The organism is Streptococcus mitis (genome assembly GCF_002096735.1).
Classification (GTDB): Bacteria; Bacillota; Bacilli; order Lactobacillales; family Streptococcaceae; genus Streptococcus; species Streptococcus mitis_CZ.
The window spans coordinates 159,765-180,080 of the sequence record NZ_NCVC01000016.1; the positions used below are offsets into that span (position 1 = coordinate 159,765).

Annotated in this window: 16 protein-coding genes and 1 pseudogene; 8 read left to right on the forward strand and 9 right to left on the reverse strand. The window is 40.9% G+C overall.

What is annotated here, in order from left to right:
* The first annotated feature begins 70 nt into the window (after positions 1–70).
* Together B7703_RS06235 and B7703_RS06240 are read left to right on the forward strand one after the other, a co-directional pair.
* Entirely contained in the window at positions 71–484 is a 414-nt protein-coding gene (locus B7703_RS06235; protein WP_000732788.1) for a hypothetical protein, read from the forward strand.
* An 18-nt stretch (positions 485–502) separates the two neighbouring features.
* Complete coding sequence (locus B7703_RS06240) at positions 503–916, forward strand: hypothetical protein (RefSeq protein ID WP_084924056.1); 414 nt, start codon at positions 503–505, stop codon at positions 914–916.
* A gap of 38 nt (positions 917–954) precedes the next feature.
* Here the strand turns inward: B7703_RS06240 and dtd are convergent, their stop codons facing one another.
* From dtd to B7703_RS10155, 4 genes and pseudogenes are all read right to left on the reverse strand, one after another.
* A complete protein-coding gene (dtd, locus tag B7703_RS06245) occupies positions 955–1,398 on the reverse strand; it encodes a D-aminoacyl-tRNA deacylase (RefSeq protein ID WP_084924058.1) in 444 nt (147 codons plus the stop codon).
* Between the two features lie 29 nt (positions 1,399–1,427).
* Complete coding sequence (locus B7703_RS06250) at positions 1,428–3,650, reverse strand: RelA/SpoT family protein (RefSeq protein ID WP_084924059.1); 2,223 nt, start codon at positions 3,648–3,650, stop codon at positions 1,428–1,430.
* Positions 3,651–4,099: 449 nt separating this feature from the next.
* Positions 4,100–4,405: an N-acetylmuramoyl-L-alanine amidase family protein gene (locus B7703_RS10265; protein WP_474104083.1), complete on the reverse strand. Its 306-nt coding sequence runs from the start codon at positions 4,403–4,405 to the stop codon at positions 4,100–4,102.
* Positions 4,403–5,785: pseudogene (locus B7703_RS10155) on the reverse strand (hypothetical protein); the annotation flags it as partial. The pseudogene B7703_RS10155 and the gene B7703_RS10265, both read right to left, overlap by 3 nt.
* A gap of 363 nt (positions 5,786–6,148) precedes the next feature.
* Here B7703_RS10155 and B7703_RS06260 point away from each other — a divergent pair.
* Positions 6,149–6,778, forward strand: a complete 630-nt coding sequence (locus B7703_RS06260; protein WP_084924061.1) for an MBL fold metallo-hydrolase — start codon at positions 6,149–6,151, stop codon at positions 6,776–6,778.
* Between the two features lie 122 nt (positions 6,779–6,900).
* Here the strand turns inward: B7703_RS06260 and pepO are convergent, their stop codons facing one another.
* A complete protein-coding gene (gene pepO, locus B7703_RS06265) occupies positions 6,901–8,793 on the reverse strand; it encodes an endopeptidase PepO (RefSeq protein WP_084924063.1) in 1,893 nt (630 codons plus the stop codon).
* Positions 8,794–8,970: 177 nt separating this feature from the next.
* On the opposite strand from pepO, the gene B7703_RS06270 reads away from it, so the two are divergent.
* The 4 genes from B7703_RS06270 (at position 8,971) to tpx (ending at position 12,221) form a co-directional block, all read left to right on the forward strand.
* On the forward strand, positions 8,971–9,693 hold the full coding sequence (locus tag B7703_RS06270; protein WP_060628634.1) for a metal ABC transporter ATP-binding protein: 723 nt from the start codon (positions 8,971–8,973) through the stop codon (positions 9,691–9,693).
* Positions 9,690–10,538, forward strand: coding sequence for a metal ABC transporter permease (locus B7703_RS06275; RefSeq protein WP_000559776.1), 849 nt, complete (start codon positions 9,690–9,692; stop codon positions 10,536–10,538). The genes B7703_RS06270 and B7703_RS06275 overlap by 4 nt, the downstream gene beginning before the upstream one ends.
* 31 nt (positions 10,539–10,569) lie before the next feature.
* Positions 10,570–11,499: a metal ABC transporter substrate-binding lipoprotein/adhesin PsaA gene (gene psaA / locus B7703_RS06280; protein WP_000733076.1), complete on the forward strand. Its 930-nt coding sequence runs from the start codon at positions 10,570–10,572 to the stop codon at positions 11,497–11,499.
* A 230-nt stretch (positions 11,500–11,729) separates the two neighbouring features.
* Positions 11,730–12,221 (forward strand): thiol peroxidase, encoded by a 492-nt coding sequence (gene tpx, locus B7703_RS06285; protein WP_000256026.1) that lies wholly within the window; start codon positions 11,730–11,732, stop codon positions 12,219–12,221.
* Positions 12,222–12,410: 189 nt separating this feature from the next.
* Here tpx and B7703_RS06290 read toward each other — a convergent pair whose 3' ends face one another.
* The 4 genes from B7703_RS06290 to B7703_RS06310 all read right to left on the reverse strand — a co-directional run bounded on the left by B7703_RS06290 (position 12,411) and on the right by B7703_RS06310 (position 19,223).
* Positions 12,411–15,119 carry an ABC transporter permease gene (locus B7703_RS06290; RefSeq protein WP_084924064.1) on the reverse strand — a complete coding sequence of 903 codons (2,709 nt, stop codon included), beginning with the start codon at positions 15,117–15,119 and terminating at the stop codon, positions 12,411–12,413.
* Position 15,120: 1 nt separating this feature from the next.
* Complete coding sequence (locus B7703_RS06295; protein WP_084924066.1) at positions 15,121–15,822, reverse strand: ABC transporter ATP-binding protein; 702 nt, start codon at positions 15,820–15,822, stop codon at positions 15,121–15,123.
* A 244-nt stretch (positions 15,823–16,066) separates the two neighbouring features.
* Positions 16,067–18,478: a glycoside hydrolase family 95 protein gene (locus tag B7703_RS06305; protein ID WP_084924068.1), complete on the reverse strand. Its 2,412-nt coding sequence runs from the start codon at positions 18,476–18,478 to the stop codon at positions 16,067–16,069.
* A gap of 52 nt (positions 18,479–18,530) precedes the next feature.
* The gene (locus B7703_RS06310) at positions 18,531–19,223 is read right to left on the reverse strand and encodes a phosphoglycerate mutase (protein WP_000240129.1); all 693 of its coding nucleotides are present in this window, start codon (positions 19,221–19,223) and stop codon (positions 18,531–18,533) included.
* A gap of 229 nt (positions 19,224–19,452) precedes the next feature.
* On the opposite strand from B7703_RS06310, the gene B7703_RS06315 reads away from it, so the two are divergent.
* Positions 19,453–20,244 carry a nucleotidyltransferase domain-containing protein gene (locus B7703_RS06315; RefSeq protein WP_084924070.1) on the forward strand — a complete coding sequence of 264 codons (792 nt, stop codon included), beginning with the start codon at positions 19,453–19,455 and terminating at the stop codon, positions 20,242–20,244.
* The last annotated feature ends 72 nt before the right edge of the window (positions 20,245–20,316 follow it).

The window sequence follows — 20,316 nt, forward strand, 5'->3', positions numbered from 1 at the left end:
TTATCATTTTAGTTGTAACTTCCATTCTTTTGGAGTAGAATGAAGATAGATAAAAGAGGGAGGTCTTGTCATGAAAAAACTCTTTAGAATCCATTTTACAGCAATTGCAATCATTGATTTACTACTATTTGCATTTTTTATCACTAGACCCGAGACAGCTTTAGAATGGCTCTTGCTCTCTGGTTTTATTTTCATCCTTGCTCAGGGACTCCTGTTATTTCGCTTGCTTATCCGACTCAAACATCAATTCGCTGAGATTTATCCTCAAATCAATAAAAAGATTCGCTTCTACTATTTAGGGGTTCTCTCCATTGATTTTCTATTTTTTGTCCTTTTAGCCTTCGTTAGTTCTCAGCGTTTTTACTCTCTTATGCCAATCATCACTGCTTGCCATTCTACTTTTTATTATAGGACAGCGGACTACCTAAGAAAAAACTATCCAGACTTTTATGACAAACGCATTTCTTTATGGAAGTGTCTCTAAGGAGAAGGAGGTTCTAGCATGAAAAAAATCATCTTCATCAAAAGCATTCAACTCCTTGTCATTGATGGAATCATGCTGGCATTTTTGACATTTAAAGGGGGGCTTACTTTGGACTGGATTTTGATTTATAGCGGTTGGATCATTTTCTTTCATCCTGTGCTATTGACCTATCTGTCTAACCAGCTTTGTGACCACTTTAGTCAACTCTATTTCCAGATTAGACCAAGATTCTGGCGTTTGGCCTTACAAATCCTCCTATGGGATAGCCTGTTCATTCTCTCCTTGATATGTTTGAGTGGTATGCCACTTTTCCTTCAGGGAACTCTCCTCATCCTAGGCCATCTCATCCCTTCCTATCGCATAAGCCAAAGCCTGAAAAAAGACTTCCCAAAAGCCTATCAAGAAACGATTTCTTTTTTGAGTATTTTATGATAGATAAGAAAAACCAAGCTGGCTGGGCTTGGTCTTTCTTATCTATTTTTAGTATCAAGGATAATGGTAACTGGTCCATCATTGACCAGCTCAATCTGCATATCAGCTCCAAAGATGCCTGTCTGAACGGGCACTTCTTGCGCTAATTTTTGATTGAAATCATCATAGAAGTCTGATGCCATATCAGGCTTGGCTGCCCCTGTAAAGGCTGGACGATTGCCTTTCTTAGTATCCGCAAAGAGGGTAAACTGAGAAATAGAGAGGATTTCTCCTTCAATATCTTTGACAGAGAGGTTCATCTTGCCTTCTGCGTCTGAAAAAATCCGCATGTTGACAAGCTTTCTCATAGCATAGTCCAAATCTTCCTCTTGGTCCTCTGGTCCAACACCAACCAGCAATAGGAGCCCCTGATTGATTTTTCCCTGAACCTGACCTTCGATACTCACTTGGGCTTTTGTAACCCGTTGGATAATGATTTTCATAATAGCCTTTCTAGTAAGAGCTAGGGCAATTAACCGTTAGTCCGTTTGACAGAGTAAACTTCTGGCACACTCTTAATCTTGTCCACGACCGTGGTCAATGTAGAGAGGTTGGCAATACCGAAGGACACATGGATATTAGCAAACTTCATATCCTTGGTTGGTTGGGCGTTGACTGTTGAGATATTCTTGGTTGTGTTTGAAAGAACTTGCAGTACATCATTCAACAGTCCTGTACGGTTGAGGCCATAAATATCGATATGGGCCATATACTCCTTATTTGAGTTTGAATACTGGTCTTCCCATTCCACATCAAGGAGACGTTGCTCGTAGTTTTCTTGAGCGCGCAGGTTCATACAGTCCACACGGTGAATAGCCACACCACGCCCCTTGGTGATATAGCCAACAATATCGTCACCAGGAACAGGATTACAACACTTAGCAATCCGCACTAGGAGACCTGAGGCTCCTTCAATGACCACACCACCCTCATGCTTAACCTTGAGGGTTTCTTTGTTCTCAACCTTGACCTCGCCACCTTTGACAAGTTCTTCTGCTTCCGCCTTGGCCTTAGCACGTTCTTCCTCACGACGTTCCTTTTCAGTCAGACGGTTAAAGACAGTAATCGCACCGATTTCTCCAAAACCAATAGCCGCAAAGAGGGATTCTTCTGTCTTGTAGCTAGTCTTTTGCAGAACTTGATCCATATGACGCTTGTCCATGAATTTATTGGCCACATAGCCATTTTCTTGGAACTGTGCCATCAGCATCTCACGACCCTTGTTGATAGACAATTCCTTATCTTGGTTTTTAAAGAACTGACGGATCTTGTTGCGAGCCTTGCTGGTCTTGACCATATTGAGCCAATCACGGCTTGGCCCAAAGGAGTTCGGGTTGGTAACAATTTCAACCTGATCCCCTGTCTTGAGCTTGGTTGTCAGCGGAACCATACGGCCATTGACCTTGGCTCCTGTCGCTTTTTCACCGACTTTTGTATGGATTTCGTAGGCAAAGTCAATCGGTCCTGAATCTTTGGGAAGGGAACGGACGGCACCATCTGGGGTAAAGACATAAATCTCCTCAGCCAGATAGTTTTCCTTCACAGAGTCCACAAATTCCTTGGCATCATCAGCCTGGTCTTGGAGCTCCATCATCTCCTTGATCCAGTTCATCCCAATAGCTGATTCCTTGCTGTTAACTTGCCCCTTGATGCCCTTCTTATAAGCCCAGTGAGCCGCAACCCCGTACTCAGCCACCTCGTGCATTTCTTTAGTCCGAATCTGGAACTCGATTGGCCCTTTTGGCCCATAGACAGTCGTATGGATAGACTGATAACCATTGGCCTTGCGGTTAGCGATATAGTCTTTAAAGCGACCAGGCATGGGTTTCCAAAGCTCATGCACGTAACCAAGCATGGCATAGACATCACTTTGGGTATCTAAAATACAGCGAATGGCAATCAGGTCATAGATTTCCTCAAACCGTTTTCTCTTATCCTGCATTTTGCGGAAAATCGAGTAAATATGCTTGGGACGACCGTAAATCTTCCCTTTCAAGTGACGATCCGTCGTATAGTCTTCTAGTTTCGTAACTACCTCATCCACCAAGGCTTCACGCTCTCTGCGCTTTTCCTTCATCATATGGGTAATCTTATAAAACTCCGTTGGATTGAGATAACGGAAAGATAGGTCTTCCAGTTCCCATTTGACGCTAGAAATCCCCAAACGATGGGCAAGAGGAGCATATATTTCCATGGTTTCTTTGGAAATACGCTCCTGCTTGTCTTTTCGAAGATGTTTCAGAGTTCGCATATTATGCAAGCGGTCTGACAATTTTACCAAGATAACACGGATGTCCTCAGACATAGCCATGAGCATCTTGCGATGATTTTCAGCCAACTGCTCCTCGTGAGACTTGTATTTAACTTTACCAAGCTTGGTAACCCCATCTACGATTACCCGCACATCAGGACCAAACTCTCTTTCCAAATCGTCCAAGGTCGCATCTGTATCTTCCACCACGTCATGCAAGAAACCACAAGCTACCGTTACAGCATCCAGCTTGAGCTTAGCTAAAATACCTGCCACTTGGATGGGGTGAATGATATAAGGCTCACCTGATTGGCGATATTGACCACAATGGCAATCCACCGCATAGACCAAGGCCTTATGGACAAAATGGACATCCTCTTCCGTCAAATATTCTTTGGTTAAAGCGACAACTTCTTCGCCTGTTAAATTCACTTCTTTTGGCATCTCTACTCTCCAATTCTTCCTACCATTTTATCACTTTTTTAAGAATATGAAAACTAGAAAAAGAGGATTCTAAAGCTTATTCAAGTTGTTGGGAAGGAGGATACCACTCAAGAAATCTCTTAGTTCAACTATGTACTTTGAAATTCAACAGTTCTTATAAAGACTACTATAGTCTAGAGAATCCATGGTATAGTTCTCAAAGAAAATCATTATGTATATAAATTTATACTCTTTTAATTTTTATCTGTAGAACAAATCAATAATTTAATATACATTGTTTTGAAAAACTAAATCTGGTCGCTTTTCTAGTTATAAGCTAGACTTCTTAATAATCTAATACTAATTCTTAACAATATACGCACTACCGTTAACAAATAACCTAACTATTTAACTTTTGAAACGCAAGTTCTATCGTAATAGGTAATTCTTTACCTCTTGCTCAGATTACATTAAATCCATTCACCATTATCGTTCACTCGGTAACCATCTGGTGTTGTTGTATTAGTTAATATAGCTCCTGAATTGTCTGCATAGTACCATTTCCCATTTACTTCAAACCAACTTGTTTGCATGATACCAGATTGATTTAGATAGTACCAAGTTCCATTGTCTTGTAACCAACCTCTTTTCATAACACCTGAGTTATTGTCAAGATAATACCATAAGCCACTACTTTTTACCCATCCTGTTTGCATAGCGCCTGAACTATCAAGATAATACCATAAACCACTACTTTTTACCCATCCTGTTTGCATAGCGCCTAAACTATCAAGATAATACCATAAGCCACTACTTTTTACCCATCCTGTTTGTATAGCGCCTGAGCTATCAAGATAATACCATGAATCACCTCTTTTCACCCATCCTGTTTGCACATTTGAGTTATTAAAAGAGTATCGAACTTCTTGATAAAGCACTCCTGTTTTTGTTTGATTTTGACTAAGGTAATTCCACCTACTTTCAAATTGCTTCCAATCAGGAGTTTTCCCTGCTATTTTTATAATTTCGTTTCTATTATCATTTTCTCGATCCTGATTTGAATATTTTTCTTTAGCATCATTTTCTTGCTTTGTGTCAACATAATTATCTGATTGATTAGTATTATTATCAGCTTGTTTTAAATCTTCTATCTTTATTAACAAATCATGCATTTTAAAAAATATATCTTTAGATATATCCTGTTTTTCTCCTAACTCTTTTTGTTTTATAGTATAGTCATCCCTTAAAGCCTGTAACACTCTACGTGCTTCCTCTAATTTAATTTGTAATTCTTTTAAATTTTCAATTTTTTTCTTATCGTTAGCAACATATTTTTCTATATTTTCAACTTCTCCTGTCATTGAGTAAATATCAGAGTTTATTCTAGCCACTTCTTTTTGAAAATCTATCAATTCTCTCTCAGAAACTTCCAATTCTTCAGCAAATTTATAATAATCCTTAAATAGCTCAATATTCTTTTCATATTCTTTTTGCAAAATTTCAAACTCTTTTTTTAATTGCGTAATAATATCTTTAGCATTATTAATTTCTGATAAATTTTCCTTTTCACTTTGTTTTTTACTAGCTATATCAATCTCAAGAATTCCCTCATGTTCCTTTATCTTTTTTTCAAATTCTTTTATCTTATCTTGTTTCTCCCTCATTTTTCTTTTCAAATCTTCCGGATGGTTTAAATATTGAAGCTTTTTTGATTCATCCAACAATTTTTGAAGTGCTTCTTCATTTTTTTGATAAGCATTTTGATAACTTTGTTTTTTTTCAGGAAGTATTGCTTTATCTTTTTGAATTTTTTCTTTTAATAATTCCTTTTCTTTTTCTCTTGTTTTCAAAACTTTTTCAATATTATTTTTATCCTCTATCTCTAGTTCAATTTTGAAAACTTCATTCTCCTTCGTATCTCTTTCGTTTCTAATCTCTTCGACCTGCTTATTTAAAACATGAATTTCATTATTAATTTTTTCCAATTCTTTTTGAGTATTTTTCAACTCAAAATCTAATTGTTCTTTTTCTCTTTTTACAATCTCTTTTAAATGTTTTCCAGTTTCTTCAGTAGCTTGTACCACTAATGATTGATCTACCGTAAATACTAATCCTAACACCACAGTACTAGCTAATATTACTCTTTTCTTACCCATTTATACTACCTCTTTTAACATTTTTAAAACACTCTAATTAGAACGTTTACATTTCAATTCTACCTTCCGCTTTAAATCCTTGTCAAGTATTTTATATTACAATTTTCATTTATTTTTTATATCCATCCAACAACATTTATATCATAAGTTTTATACATTTCCTTAAAATCAAAAATCTGCCTCTTTCTTACCTATTCTCCCTAACTGTGCTATACTTAATTTATACTCAATGAAAATCAAAGAGCAAACTAGGAAGCTAGCCGTAGGCTGCTCAAAGCACTGCTTTGAGGTTGCAGATAAAGTTGATGCGGTTTGAAGAGATTTTCGAAGAGTATTAGTACATTCTTTGAGATTGGAGTCAATATGAAAATCCATAAAACCGTCAATCCTGTTGCCTATGAAAATACCTATTATCTAGAGGGCGAAAAGCACCTCATCGTTGTCGATCCAGGTAGCCATTGGGACGCTATTCGTCAGACCATCGAGAAAATCAACAAACCGATCTGTGCCATTCTATTGACCCACGCCCATTATGACCATATCATGAGTCTAGACTTGGTGCGCGAGACTTTTGGCAATCCTCCTGTCTATATCGCAGAGAGTGAAGCCAGCTGGCTCTACACTCCTGTCGATAATCTCTCTGGTCTCCCTCGTCACGATGATATGGCAGATGTGGTCACAAAACCTGCAGAACACACCTTTGTCTTTCATGAAGAATACCAACTGGAGGAATTTCGTTTTACCGTTCTACCAACTCCTGGTCACTCTATCGGTGGTGTTTCCCTAGTCTTCCCTGATGCTCACCTAGTCTTGACGGGAGATGCTCTGTTCCGAGAAACCATCGGGCGGACCGACCTTCCAACTGGTAGTATGGAGCAACTCCTTCATAGTATCCAGACCCAACTTTTCACTCTACCAAACTACGATGTCTATCCAGGACATGGTCCAGCTACTACTATCGCTCACGAAAAAACTTTCAATCCTTTTTTCTAATAAGATGATGACAATCGAAATTTAAGTAAACTATCCAGCAAATCTTTCTATTACAAAAGGCATCCAATCAAGGTTTTCACACCTGATTGGATGCCTTTTTTCTGATGACTAGATTTTTTGCCTTACCAAATAATCACGCGGTCTTCTGGTGAACGCCACATACCGTCTCCTTCTTTGACATCATAGGTCGTAAAGAAATCATCGAAGTTTGGTACTTGTACATTGACACGGAGTTTGGCTGGTGCGTGCACATCGACGCTAGCCAAAAGTTTCATAAATTCTGGACGACCTTTCATGCGCCAGATACGACCGAAGTTGTAGAAGAATTCTTCTGCTGAGAAGTCTGGTTCTCTCCTAGCTGCTTCAAGCGCTGCAGCGATTCCTCCCAAGTCAGCCACGTTTTCTGACACCGTCAATTTACCGTTAATGGTTGCTCCATAAGAATCTTGTCCATCAAACTGGTCGATAACTTTTTGTGTTTTCTCCTTGAAGGCAGCATAGTCGCTCTCTGTCCACCAATCCTTGAGGCTACCATTTTCATCAAAGGAAGCTCCGTTGGTATCAAAAGCGTGGGAAATTTCATGGGCAATAACCGCACCAATACCACCGTAGTTAGCAGAAGATGACTGATGCAAGTCATAGAAAGGTGCCTGTAAGATAGCTGCTGGGAAGACAATCAGGTTCTTCTGTGGATTGTAGTAGGCATTGACCATATGAGCAGGCATACCCCATTCCTTGTAGTCGACAGGCTGATTCCACTTGCTCCAACTGTGCTTGATTTCCACACGCGCAAAGGCTAAAGCATTGTCAAAAAGACTAGCATTTTCATCGACCACCTTGTCCTTGTAGCGTTCTGGCAATTCTTCTGGGTAACCAATATAAGGCTTGATGACATTGAGTTTGACAATGGCCTTGTCACGAGTTTCAGGAGTTAGCCAGTCATTCTTAGCCAAGCGTTCCTTATAGACATCAATCATGGTTGCCACTTTTTTCTCCACATCTGCCTTGGCTTCTGGAGAAAATTTTTCATGGGCATACCAGAGACCCAAGGCTTGTTTGAATGGACCTTGTGCTAGCTGGTAGGCTGCCTTGACCTTTTCTTTGGCTTCTGGAACTCCTGAAAGCGCACGGCTATAGGCACCTGACAAGACACGGATTTCTTCTGTTAAATAGCTGGTTGAGAGATTGACAACACTTAAAATTAAGCTTGCCTTGAGGAGAGGCCATGCCTCTTCACTATAGAATTGATCTGCGGATTGCCAGAAACGTTCCTCGTCTACGATAACCTTGTCTGGTGCTTGTCCAAGAACAGCTTGGAAGAAGTCATCCAAAGGTAGGGCAGGCGCGAATTTTTTGAAATCTTCATAAGCATATGGATGGTAAAGTTTAGCATACTCTGAACTTTCTTCATTAGAAAGCACCACTGCCGCAATTCGACGGTCCAATTCTAGTCTTTTCTCTAGCAAGTCTTCAATTTCTTCATCAGTGAAATCATAAGCCTTGAGGAGATTTGCGCTGCTTTCTTTCCAAAGAGTCAAGAGCTCTTCGCGCTGAGGATGGTCTTCTGCATAGTAGGTCGTATCTGGAAGAATAGTGCTTGGAGCGCTAGCCCATAAAACGTTGATTCTGGCATCCATAAAATCTGGCGATACACCAAAAGGAAGGAAGTTAGGTTTTCCTGCAAGTTCAAACTCTGCTAGTCTAGCTGTAAAATCCGCAAAAGTCTCTAATTCTTGGAATTCTTTAAGGAGTGGTAAGACAGGCTTGATACCGTCAGCTTCTCTCTTATCAAAATCACGAACTAGGCGGTGGTATTTGACAAAGTTTTCCAAGATAGCATCCTCAGGCACTTCTTCTCCTGCCAACCACTTGTCTGTTGTCGCCAGCATCAGGTCTTCAATTTCCTGGTCTAAATCAACAAAACCTCCAGTTTGAGACTTATCTGCTGGGATTTCAGCTGTCTTCTGCCATTCTCCATTGATTGCATCATAAAAATCGTCTTGATAACGTGTCATCTTGTTCTCGCTTTCATTTGTACTTGCTTTTAGCTTAACAAAAATTACCTGGGAATGCAATTAAAAATGAACTGATACTTTCTATTGTTTTTCAGTTATTATTTTAATTTTTTCAAAAATTAACTTGACTTAATTTTTTTTTTAATGTATATTAAGAGACAGGAGGAATACAACTGTATGATACGTATCGAAAACCTCAGTGTCTCCTACAAAGAGACGTTGGCACTTAAGGATATTTCACTAGCGCTCCATGGACCAACAATTACCGGTATTATTGGTCCAAACGGTGCTGGGAAATCAACATTATTAAAAGGTATGCTGGGAATTATCCCACATCAAGGTCAGGCATTTCTCGATGACAAGGAAGTTAAAAAATCCTTACATCGAATCGCTTATGTCGAACAAAAAATAAATATCGACTACAACTTTCCCATCAAGGTCAAGGAATGTGTCTCACTAGGACTCTTTCCCTCTATCCCTCTCTTTCGAAGTTTAAATGCTAAACATTGGAAGAAAGTGCAAGAGGCCCTTGAAATTGTCGGTCTAGCTGACTACGCTGAACGTCAAATCAGTCAACTGTCTGGAGGTCAATTCCAGCGGGTCTTGATTGCCAGATGTCTGGTGCAGGAAGCCGACTATATCCTCTTGGATGAACCCTTTGTTGGGATTGACTCCGTTAGTGAGGAAATCATCATGAATACGCTGAGAGATCTAAAAAAAGCTGGGAAGACGGTTCTCATCGTCCACCACGACCTCAGCAAGGTTCCCCACTACTTCGATCAAGTCTTGCTTGTCAATCGAGAAGTGATTGCCTTTGGTCCAACCAAAGAAACCTTTACCGAAGCCAATCTCAAAGAAGCTTACGGTAATCGACTCTTTTTCAGTGGAGGTGACCTATGATCGCAGAATTTATCGATGGATTGCAAAAATTCCATTTCTTACAAAATGCCTTGATAACAGCTATTGTCATCGGGGTCGTAGCTGGAGCTGTGGGATGTTTCATCATCCTACGCGGGATGTCACTCATGGGAGATGCCATTTCACATGCTGTCTTGCCAGGTGTAGCCCTCTCCTTTATCTTGGGCCTTGACTTCTTTATCGGAGCCATTGTCTTCGGACTACTAGCTGCTATCATCATTACCTACATCAAGGGAAACTCGATTATCAAAAGCGATACCGCCATCGGCATTACCTTTTCTTCTTTCTTAGCCCTCGGTATCATCTTGATTAGTGTCGCTAAAAGTTCAACTGACCTTTTCCATATTCTTTTTGGTAATATCCTGGCCGTCCAAGATACGGATATGTTTATTACTATGGGTGTGGGGGCAGCCATTCTCTTGTTAATCTGGATTTTCTTCAAGCAACTCTTGATAACATCCTTTGATGAACTCTTGGCTAAAGCCATGGGAATGCCTGTCAATTTCTATCACTACCTTCTCATGGTACTCCTGACTCTCGTGTCTGTGACAGCCATGCAAAGTGTCGGAACTATCCTGATTGTAGCCATGCTGATTACCCCAGCGGCAACTGCTTATCTCTATGCCAATAGCCTGAAAAGCATGATTTTCCTTTCCTCAACCTTTGGAGCAACAGCTTCAGTTTTGGGACTCTTTATCGGCTATAGCTTTAACGTTGCAGCAGGTTCCAGTATCGTGCTTACAGCTGCTAGTTTCTTTCTCATTAGCTTCTTTATCGCTCCAAAACAACGATATTTGAAACTGAAAAATAAACATTTGTTAAAATAAGGGGCAAAACCCCAATAAATTGGAGGATCTAATGAAAAAATTAGGTACATTACTCGTTCTCTTTCTTTCCGTCATTGCTCTTGTAGCATGTGCTAGCGGAAAAAAAGATGCAGCTTCTGGTCAAAAACTAAAAGTTGTTGCTACAAACTCAATCATCGCTGATATTACTAAAAATATTGCTGGTGACAAGATTGATCTTCACAGTATCGTTCCTGTTGGTCAAGACCCACACGAATACGAACCACTTCCTGAAGACGTTAAGAAAACTTCTCAAGCTGATTTGATTTTCTATAACGGGATCAACCTTGAAACAGGTGGCAATGCTTGGTTTACAAAATTGGTAGAAAATGCCAAGAAAACTGAAAACAAAGACTACTTTGCAGTCAGCGAAGGCGTTGATGTTATCTACCTCGAAGGCCAAAACGAAAAAGGCAAAGAAGACCCACACGCTTGGCTTAACCTTGAAAACGGTATGATTTTTGCTAAAAACATCGCAAAACAATTGAGCGCGAAAGACCCTAGCAACAAGGAATTCTACGAAAAAAATCTCAAAGAATATACTGATAAACTAGACAAACTTGATAAAGAAGCTAAAGAGAAATTTAACAACATCCCTGCTGAGAAAAAACTCATCGTAACCAGCGAAGGATGCTTCAAATACTTCTCTAAAGCCTATGGTGTCCCAAGTGCCTACATCTGGGAAATCAACACTGAAGAAGAAGGAACACCTGACCAAATCAAGACCTTGGTTGAAAAACTTCGCCAAACAAAAACTCCTTCACTCTTTGTAGAATCAAGTGTGGATGACCGTCCAATGAAAACTGTTTCTCAAGACACAAACATCCCAATCTACGCACAAATCTTTACTGACTCTATCGCAGAACAAGGTAAAGAAGGCGACAGCTACTACAACATGATGAAATACAACCTTGACAAGATTGCTGAAGGATTGGCAAAATAATCCTCTTCGAAAATCAAATTCAAACCACGTCAGCGTCGCCTTGCCGTACTCAAGTACAGCCTGTGGCTAGCTTCCTAGTTTGCTCTTTGATTTTCATTGAGTATAAGCCTCTGAAAAACGTCATTCTCACATGAGCTGGCGTTTTTTTTCTATGCCCATATTTCCGGTCAAATCATTGGAAAATTCTGACTGTTTTAGCTAAAATGGAAGAAAAAAGATTGGAGTATCCTATGGTAACTTTCCTCGGAAATCCTGTGAGCTTTACAGGTAAACAACTACAAGTCGGCGACAAGGCACTTGATTTTTCACTCACTACAACAGACCTTTCTAAAAAATCTCTAGCTGATTTTGATGGCAAGAAAAAAGTTTTGAGTGTCGTTCCTTCTATCGATACAGGCATCTGCTCAACTCAAACACGTCGTTTTAATGAAGAACTGGCTGGACTGGACAATACGGTCGTCTTGACTGTTTCCATGGACCTACCCTTTGCCCAAAAACGTTGGTGCGGTGCTGAAGGCATTGAAAATGCCATCATGCTCTCAGACTATTTCGATCATTCCTTTGGACGTGACTATGCCCTCTTAATCAACGAATGGCACCTATTGGCACGCGCAGTCTTTGTCCTCGATACTGACAATACGATTCGCTACGTTGAATACGTGGACAATATCAACTCTGAACCAAACTTCGAAGCCGCAATTGCAGCAGCTAAAGCCCTATAGAAAAAATCCTCTGTCACAAAGAGTTTCCTGCTCTTTGAAACGGAGGATTTTTGTTTACCAGTAAATATAAGGTCAATCAGATAAAAACAACTACCTTATACTAATTCAAACCACGTCATCGTCGCCTTACCGTACTTAAGTACAGCCTGAGGCTAGCTTCCTAGTTTGCTCTTTGATTTTCATTGAGTATTACTCTACAGATTTCAAGGCTTCAAGCATATCAACCTTTCTCAGATGATGATTGACAAAGAAGCCAAGCAGGGTCAAAATGGTGCTTACTGCTGCTACTGGGATTACATAGACTTCCCAGCCTACCTGCGGATAAAAGAGAATAGTCGCAGGCGAAATCATTTGAATCAAAAATTGGTGTAAATAGAAACCTGATACCAGACCAAGTACGATTCCCAAAAGAGACAGCACAATCGTCTCACGGTAAATGTAGAGGGTGACTTCCTTATTATGAAAGCCGAGAACCTTGATAGTGGAGAGTTCACGGATTCTCTCAGCTACGTTGATGTTAGTCAGATTGTAGAGGATAACGATAGCCAATAGAACCGACACGATAACTAAGATAGTCATGGTCTGATTGAGTGAGCTAGCGACAGAGTCAAAGAGTCGAATGGCTGAAGCATTTTGGACAACGCTGGACACCGCAGCTTGATTCATAAGCAAGCCTGCCTGCCTTTCGATACTAGTAGCACTGGTATCCCTTAACGAGATCAAATAAGTGTTGGCTTGGGGTACCTGTCCGTAAAGTTGCTCATAGCTAGCCTGACTCATATAAATAAAGTGACCAACGTAGTTCTCAGTAATAGCAGCGACCGTTAGTTCCTTACCTTCAATTTCTAGAGTCTGCCCAACCTTGACACCTGCCAGTTGGGCAAGTTTAGCTGTAATAACGACGCCATCTTTTAATGTCATCTCCTGCTGACGATTTTGCAGATGAATAAAGGGAGTCAAATCCTCCTTCTCTGTCATCATAAGGGTAATTGTCTGAAGACCCGCCTTACCTTTGAAATCCTTGTCTAGCGTTTTTGAATAGATTTTCTGGTAGGCTTGGATGTCCTGCCCTTTCAACACTTCTTCTAGATTTGCCTTATCCTGATTGGTCGCACTAGGATTTTCAGAGACAATCATCTGATACTGTTGGATTTGTTGAAACTGTCTAGACGGAACTCCTGCTACAGAGGATTGGATTCCCAAACCTGCAAAGAGCAGAGCGACTGAACCTGCCACACCAAAGATCGTCATCAACATACGCTGCTTATAACGGAAAATATTGCGGGCTGTTACCTTATGGGTAAAACTGAGACGACGCCAGATAAAACCGATGCGCTCTAGTAAGATTTTAGCTCCTTTAACAGGAGGTTTAGGCAGTAAAAGCTGGGCTGCTTCGTCATGAAGTTCCCTACGAGCTACCAAGTAGGCTGGTAACACACTCGCCAACCAACTCAAGACAAGAGCCAGAAAGCTATAGGTCCAATAGAACTGAATCTGGGTTTCTCCCACTACCATACCTTTTGTAATAACACTTGAAATCACACCGGCTAGTAAATAATGTCCAAGTATACTACCTAGAGCTGTTCCGACAGTCCCAGCTACTAGACCATAAAGGAGAAACTTGGCGATAATATCCTTACTGCGATAGCCCAGGGCCTTAAAAATCCCTGCATGAGTTCGCTCTTCATCCACAAAACGAGTCATGGTTGTAAAGGTCACCATAGCTGCTACGGCATAAAGCACTACAGGAAAGATATTGCCCACTGCCCGAATACTGGCTGAAGCATTACTGTACATGAGGTAGCCTTGACCACCTGGCATGGTTTGCCGATTATAGACTTGATACTTGGGCTCAGCTAAATCATCCAAGACTTGCTGATGTTTTTCTAATTTTTCCTTTTCTTGGGCTAGATTTTGTTCAGCCTGCTTTAGTTTATCCTCTTCCTTGCTCAATTCCTGCTTGGCTTGGACAAGTTGAGCACTAGCCTGCTCTCTCTGAGCTTGAGGAAGCAAGGCTAGTTGACTTTCCTGATCCTGTAAACGAGCTTGAGCAGTTGCTAAACGACGCTTGCCTTCCTGCAAATTAGTATCAGCCTTGTCAAGGGTCTCTTGGCCTTTGTCTAGAGACTCTTGTCCTTCTTTTTTCAACACTTGCAGACGTGCCTTGCCATTATCTGACAAAGCTTGTTCTAGGTCTTCCTGATGCTGTTTGGATTTTTCTTCATAAGTTGCTGAAAAAGCATTTAAACCTGACAAATCTTGATATTTTAAACGAGCTATATTGTAGACTTTCTGATCAAACTGACTAGGTAAAATCACCCCATAGGCTGTCAGAGTCCCACTTCCACTTGCTGCGTAGCCCATATCTCGCTGGGAGAGGATTTCAGCTGAATCCACAAAACCAGTAATGGTATAAGTATGGTCTTTTAAAGAGGAATGACCCTCTTCTTTTTCTTTAAAACTAATCTCCTGTCCCACGCTGTATTTGCCTTGCAAATGAGTGGCCAAAGCGATTTCCTTGTCGGACTGAGGAAGTCGTCCCTCTCTTAGCTGAAAGGTTGAAATTCTCTCTGGTTTGGAGTACAGCCGAATGGCATTCTGCCCATTCTCCATAGTCACATCTGTCAAATAGCCAAACTCAACCTCTGCGCCCTGGGTCTGTTCTAGTTCTTCTTGATTTGCTTGATCCAAACCATAGTTAGACATGACTGCCAAATCCAAGGTTTGAGCAGTTGTTAAATAAGCATTAGCTGTCGCCTCCATGTTGGGGCTAGTCACTTTGAGGCCTACTAGGGCTAGAGACCCTAACATCATCAAGGTTAAGATGGATAAAAAACGCCCCTTGGAGGCTGTGAAAGACTGAATTAAGTCCTTCCAATAGGTTTTTCGCTTGATCATGCTAGTACTCCAATGTATCGATATCCTGAGGATGCTGGTTGATCACCACATCCTTGACACTGGCATCGTGCATATGAATCACGCGATCAGCAATGGGAGCCAAAGCTCCATTATGAGTCACGATGATAACAGTCGCTCCCTTTTGACGAGACATGTCTTGAAGAATCTTCAAGACTTGCTTGCCCGTCTGATAATCCAAGGCTCCAGTCGGTTCATCACAAAGGAGAATTTTAGGATTTTTGGCTACCGCGCGTGCAATGGAGACTCGCTGTTGCTCCCCTCCAGAAAGCTGAGCTGGAAAGTTGTTGAGACGATGAGCCAGACCTACATCTGTCAAGACCTGCTCAGGATTCAAGGCATCTGTCACGATTTCAGAGGCCAGTTCCACATTTTCCTTAGCGGTTAGATTGGAAACTAGATTATAAAATTGAAAAACAAAGCCGACATCATTACGACGGTAATTGGTCCTCTGGTGGGAACTATAGTCTGCAATATTAACACCATCTATCCAGATTTCCCCTTCATCATTGGTATCCATTCCCCCTAGGAGATTGAGAACTGTTGACTTACCTGCACCTGACGCACCAAGGATAATCACCAATTCACCCTTTTCAATTTCAAAATTCACATCACGATTGGCCACAATCTCCGTGTCCCCAACCTGATAACGCTTGTAACAGTGTTTCATCTCAATATAAGCCATAATACCCACCCTCTCTCAAACAAATTACTTCCTACTACCATTATAACGCTTTTTCAACTAGTTGGAAACTGCTTACATTCTCAAATCCTTATTAAAAGGCAGTCTCAAACTACTGCCTTCTAATACTCAATGAAAATCAAAGAGCAAACTAGGAAGCTAGCCGCAGGTTGCTCAAAGCACCGCTTTGAGGTTGCAGATAAAGCTGACGTGGTTTGAAGAGATTTTAGAAGAGTATAACATCTTCTTAAAAATAAAATTGAACCAGATCACCTTCTGCTGTTGCCACCGAAATACAATCTTTCCCTATGCATTTCGATTTTATTTTTTCTTGATTCATTTTAATCACACTCTTCTCAATACCTGGATAAGAGACTCGCAAATCTCCCCCACTTCTTGATAAAATGGTCATCTGTAAAAGTTTTTTATCCGCCCACCTCATGTTAACTTCAAAATGTCCACGTGCCATTAAACCTGAAACGGAACCTGATGACCATGCATCGGGTAGGGCAGCTAGGGGCACCAGATAAGCTGTATGAGACTGAAGCAACATTTCTGCCATGCCACTAGTAGCACCAAAATTACCATCTATCTGAAAAGGAGGGTGGCTACACCAAAGATTGGGCAAGGTGGATGTCTTTAACTGCTCTGCTAATAATTTATGGGTTCGATTGCCATCTCCCAAACGCGCCCAGAGATTGATCTTATTAGCCTTGGACCAGCCTGTTCCCCCATCTCCACGATCATTGAGGCTAGCACGCGCCGCATCAAGATACTCTTGCCCCTTATGACTAAAGAGAGTTCCAGGATAAAGTCCCACCAGATGGGAAGCATGCCGATGTTGAGCCTCCACTTTCTCATTTTGAAAATGCTGCTCTTCCTCCTCATACCACTCCCTGATTCGACCAGATTGAGTGATTTGAAGAGGATTAAGCAAATCAAACTTCTCCTCGACCTCAGTCAACAAAGCCTCATCCAGTCCCAATTCCTGAGCAGCCTGAATAAAATCATGAAATAACTGCCAAATCAGAGATTGGTCATAGGTATTGCCAATCGAAATCGGGCCATGTTCTGGGGAATAAGACGGAGAAGACACCCAACGCTGGGCCTCCTTATCCTCATGTAAAAAGGTATTCCAAAAACGAACCGTTTCCCTCAACATGGGATAAATTTTCTCCCTGAGATAGTCTTGGTCCCTATAAAATGTATAGGCTTCATAGACCGTTTGCATCATCCACGCATTGGCAGCTGGCGACCAGCCCCAATAGTAATCCCAACCAGGTGCCGTCCAGCCAAAAGGAGTCGCTTGAGTATGGACCAACCAACCATTCTCTTCCCCTTTCTGAGAAACGATTCCTGCATACCTTGCAGCCGCTATGCGACCATAGACACGCAAATCATCGATATAGTTGATGACCGGAAAGGCCGTTTCTAAGAGGTTAGTCACATAGGCTGGCCAATAATTCATCTGCAAGTTGATATTCAGGTGATAGTCCGAATTCCAAGGAGGATTGTCGACCGCATTCCAGACTCCCTGTAGGTTAGCTGGTAGAGCATCTGGGCAATCTCTGGAAGAACTAATCAATAAATACCTCCCATACTGGAAGAACAGTTCCTCCAAAGCCTGCCCCTCTTGTGGCTTATAATTTTTTAGCAAATCATCCGTAGGGGATGATTCAAAATCAGCTCCCAAATCCAATTGAACACGCTGGAATAAAGCTTGGTAGTCCTCAATATGCCTTGATTTCAATCGGGTATAGCCCTTTTCTTTAGCTATCTCCACCAAGTCTATCACCTGTTGCACTAAATCTAGTTTCTTGCGATAATTGCTAGCAGGATTTTGGGCAAAATCTGTCTTAGCTGCCAAGAAGAGATTGGCATAACTGGCTCCTGATATCTGAACCTTATTCGACCAGACTCTAATATCACCATCCGTTTGCCAAGCTAGACAGCCAGCAAACTGAAGATCATTATCCTTAACCCATCCCTTCATCAAGATATGAGAATCAGTAATATCCAGCTGGCACTCCTTGTAATCAGACTTTTTCTGCTCATCCTTTCCATCAGAAGCCAAATCACGGGTCAAGGACAGTTCTATAGTAAAATCTAGAGTTTCCGACCCTTCCTTAGAAAAGCTCTGAACCAAGAGATCATCTGGAAAACTGGCAAAGGCTTCACGTTCAAATCTCGTTCCCTTATAGGCATAAGAAGTCGTAGCAAGCGCCTTACTGATATTCAGCTGTCTCTGGTAATCCGTCACCTGAGACAAAGCCTTACCTTGTTGGCTGAACTCAATGAAAATATCTCCAAAGGACAGATAGGTCCCATATTGACTCGTTTGGGGCCCAACTAGGTGCTGCTCAGCCAGTTCCTTAGCCCGATTGTAATCTCTCTTTTCCAAAGCCTGCCGAATCTTACCTAAAAAAACATACTGATCCTGAAGATTTCCACCCTGATAATCTGAACTATCAGGAAGTGGACCACCAGACCAGAGACTTTTTTCATTGAATTGAATCCGCTCAGCCCCTATAAGCCCAAATATTTTTGCCCCTAAAGAACCATTGCCTATCGGTAAGGCCTCTTCTTCCCAACCCTTATATATTGTTGACGCTGGTCGCTTGTAGGTCAATACATAATCTTGTTTTTTATTCCTTATCATACTTCCATACTAACATAAAAAGCCTAGAAATCAATTCTAGACTTACAATTTTTTATTTTCCAAGGTAGTATTCAGAAACTACGTTCAATTTTTCGTCGAATTCGAATACCAATGGTGGGAAGTTAGGGATTTCCACGTCCATGATTTCGTCATCTGACAAACCTTTGATGTGTTTTACAAGGGCACGGATTGAGTTACCGTGAGCTCCTACGAATACGTTTTTACCATCTTTAAGAGCTGGAGCGATTTTATCTTCCCAGAATGGAAGGGCACGTTCCAAAGTCACTTTCAAATTTTCAGCATCTGGGATAACTGAATCGTCAAGTGAAGCGTAACGACGGTCAGTGTGAGCTGAGTGCTCATCATCACGATCCATGTTTGGAGGCAATACATCGTATGAACGACGCCAGATGTGAACTTGCTCATCACCAAATTGTTCAGCAGCTTCAGCTTTGTTTTTACCAGTCAAACCACCGTAGTGACGTTCGTTCAAACGCCATGATTTTTCAACTGGAACCCACAATTGGTCAGAAGCTTCAAGAGCCAAGTTAGTTGTTTTGATCGCACGTTTCAATACTGAAGTATAAGCTTGGTCAAATTCGATACCAGCTTCTTTGATCAATTTTCCAGCGTCAATCGCTTGTTGTGTACCTTTTTCAGACAAATCAACATCAGCCCAACCAGTGAAAAGGTTAGCTTTGTTCCATTCAGACTCACCGTGGCGAGCAAAAACCAATTTTACCATTAGATGGATTCTCCTTTAAATTTTCCGAGGTTTTCCCTCGTTTATCTATTCTATTTTACACAATTTTTCACAAAAAAGCTAGTCAAAACCAAAAAGGAAAGGACTGTTTGGCAGTGGGATTGCTTTAAACAAATATAAGCAAATATGTGAAAAGAAATTTCCATTTCACTCTTGCTAATCTCCTTGCTTTTTGTTAGAATGATGTCAAAAAATAAAAAAGGTTAACATTATGCCACAACATCTCTTTAAAGAATTGGCTCAACTAGATCAAGTAGAGGCACTAGCTCTAGGAGGATCACGAGCTGGACAAGATTTTGACAAAGACTCTGACTATGATGTATATGTCTACCTCAGTGCTCCTCTCTCTTCAGACATCCGAAAAAAAATTCTCAGTAAATACTGCTCCTATATGGAAATCGGCAATCAATTTTGGGAATTGGAGGATGATTGTGTTCTCAATAATGGCATAGAGATTGAGCTGATTTACCGCTCTCTAGACGAATTTGACAAAGATTTACAGGTCGTAGTTTTAGAGCACCAAGCCCAGAATTCTTACACTACTTGTATGTGGTACAATCTGCTCAATAGCAAGATTCTCTACGATCGAGATGATCACTATGCTGCCCTCCAGAAAAAGTACAATCTTCCTTATCCAGCTGAGCTGAAAAAGAATATCATCAACAAACAGTTTCTGCTTCTCGACCAAGCTATGCCAGCTTTTTCAAGACAAATCAAAAAAGCTCTCAAACGCCAAGACTTACTCAGCATCAATCACCGTAGTAGCGAGTTTTTCGCTTCTTATTTCGATTTGCTCTTTGCTTTCAATGAGCAGCTCCATCCAGGAGAAAAACGCATGCTCCAGTACGCAAAAAAAAATTGCTCTCATCTACCGCAATATTTTGAAGACGATATCCAAGACTATTTTCAAAATCTCTACCAGCTAGATCAGTATGAGAAAACAGTCCTAACTTTAGAGCATCTCCTATTAAATCTCAAATACTTGATTAATGAATCTATTTAGAATTACAATAAAAGCTCATGAAATCTGCTTTTCAGATGAATCATGAGCTTTTTGAATTTCCACAATATATAA

Excerpts from the sequence above, each read along its gene's own strand:
- B7703_RS06315 (WP_084924070.1), top strand. The coding sequence starts at position 19,453 with ATGCCACAACATCTCTTTAAAGAATTGGCTCAACTAGATCAAGTAGAG.
- tpx (WP_000256026.1), top strand. The coding sequence starts at position 11,730 with ATGGTAACTTTCCTCGGAAATCCTGTGAGCTTTACAGGTAAACAACTA.
- B7703_RS06270 (WP_060628634.1), top strand. The coding sequence starts at position 8,971 with ATGATACGTATCGAAAACCTCAGTGTCTCCTACAAAGAGACGTTGGCA.
- B7703_RS06305 (WP_084924068.1), bottom strand. The coding sequence starts at position 18,478 with ATGATAAGGAATAAAAAACAAGATTATGTATTGACCTACAAGCGACCA.
- dtd (WP_084924058.1), bottom strand. The coding sequence starts at position 1,398 with ATGAAAATCATTATCCAACGGGTTACAAAAGCCCAAGTGAGTATCGAA.
- B7703_RS06240 (WP_084924056.1), top strand. The coding sequence starts at position 503 with ATGAAAAAAATCATCTTCATCAAAAGCATTCAACTCCTTGTCATTGAT.
- B7703_RS06290 (WP_084924064.1), bottom strand. The coding sequence starts at position 15,119 with ATGATCAAGCGAAAAACCTATTGGAAGGACTTAATTCAGTCTTTCACA.
- B7703_RS06310 (WP_000240129.1), bottom strand. The coding sequence starts at position 19,223 with ATGGTAAAATTGGTTTTTGCTCGCCACGGTGAGTCTGAATGGAACAAA.
- B7703_RS06295 (WP_084924066.1), bottom strand. The coding sequence starts at position 15,822 with ATGGCTTATATTGAGATGAAACACTGTTACAAGCGTTATCAGGTTGGG.
- B7703_RS06235 (WP_000732788.1), top strand. The coding sequence starts at position 71 with ATGAAAAAACTCTTTAGAATCCATTTTACAGCAATTGCAATCATTGAT.
- B7703_RS06275 (WP_000559776.1), top strand. The coding sequence starts at position 9,690 with ATGATCGCAGAATTTATCGATGGATTGCAAAAATTCCATTTCTTACAA.
- B7703_RS06260 (WP_084924061.1), top strand. The coding sequence starts at position 6,149 with ATGAAAATCCATAAAACCGTCAATCCTGTTGCCTATGAAAATACCTAT.
- psaA (WP_000733076.1), top strand. The coding sequence starts at position 10,570 with ATGAAAAAATTAGGTACATTACTCGTTCTCTTTCTTTCCGTCATTGCT.
- B7703_RS10265 (WP_474104083.1), bottom strand. The coding sequence starts at position 4,405 with ATGCAAACAGGATGGGTAAAAAGTAGTGGTTTATGGTATTATCTTGAT.
- B7703_RS06250 (WP_084924059.1), bottom strand. The coding sequence starts at position 3,650 with ATGCCAAAAGAAGTGAATTTAACAGGCGAAGAAGTTGTCGCTTTAACC.
- pepO (WP_084924063.1), bottom strand. The coding sequence starts at position 8,793 with ATGACACGTTATCAAGACGATTTTTATGATGCAATCAATGGAGAATGG.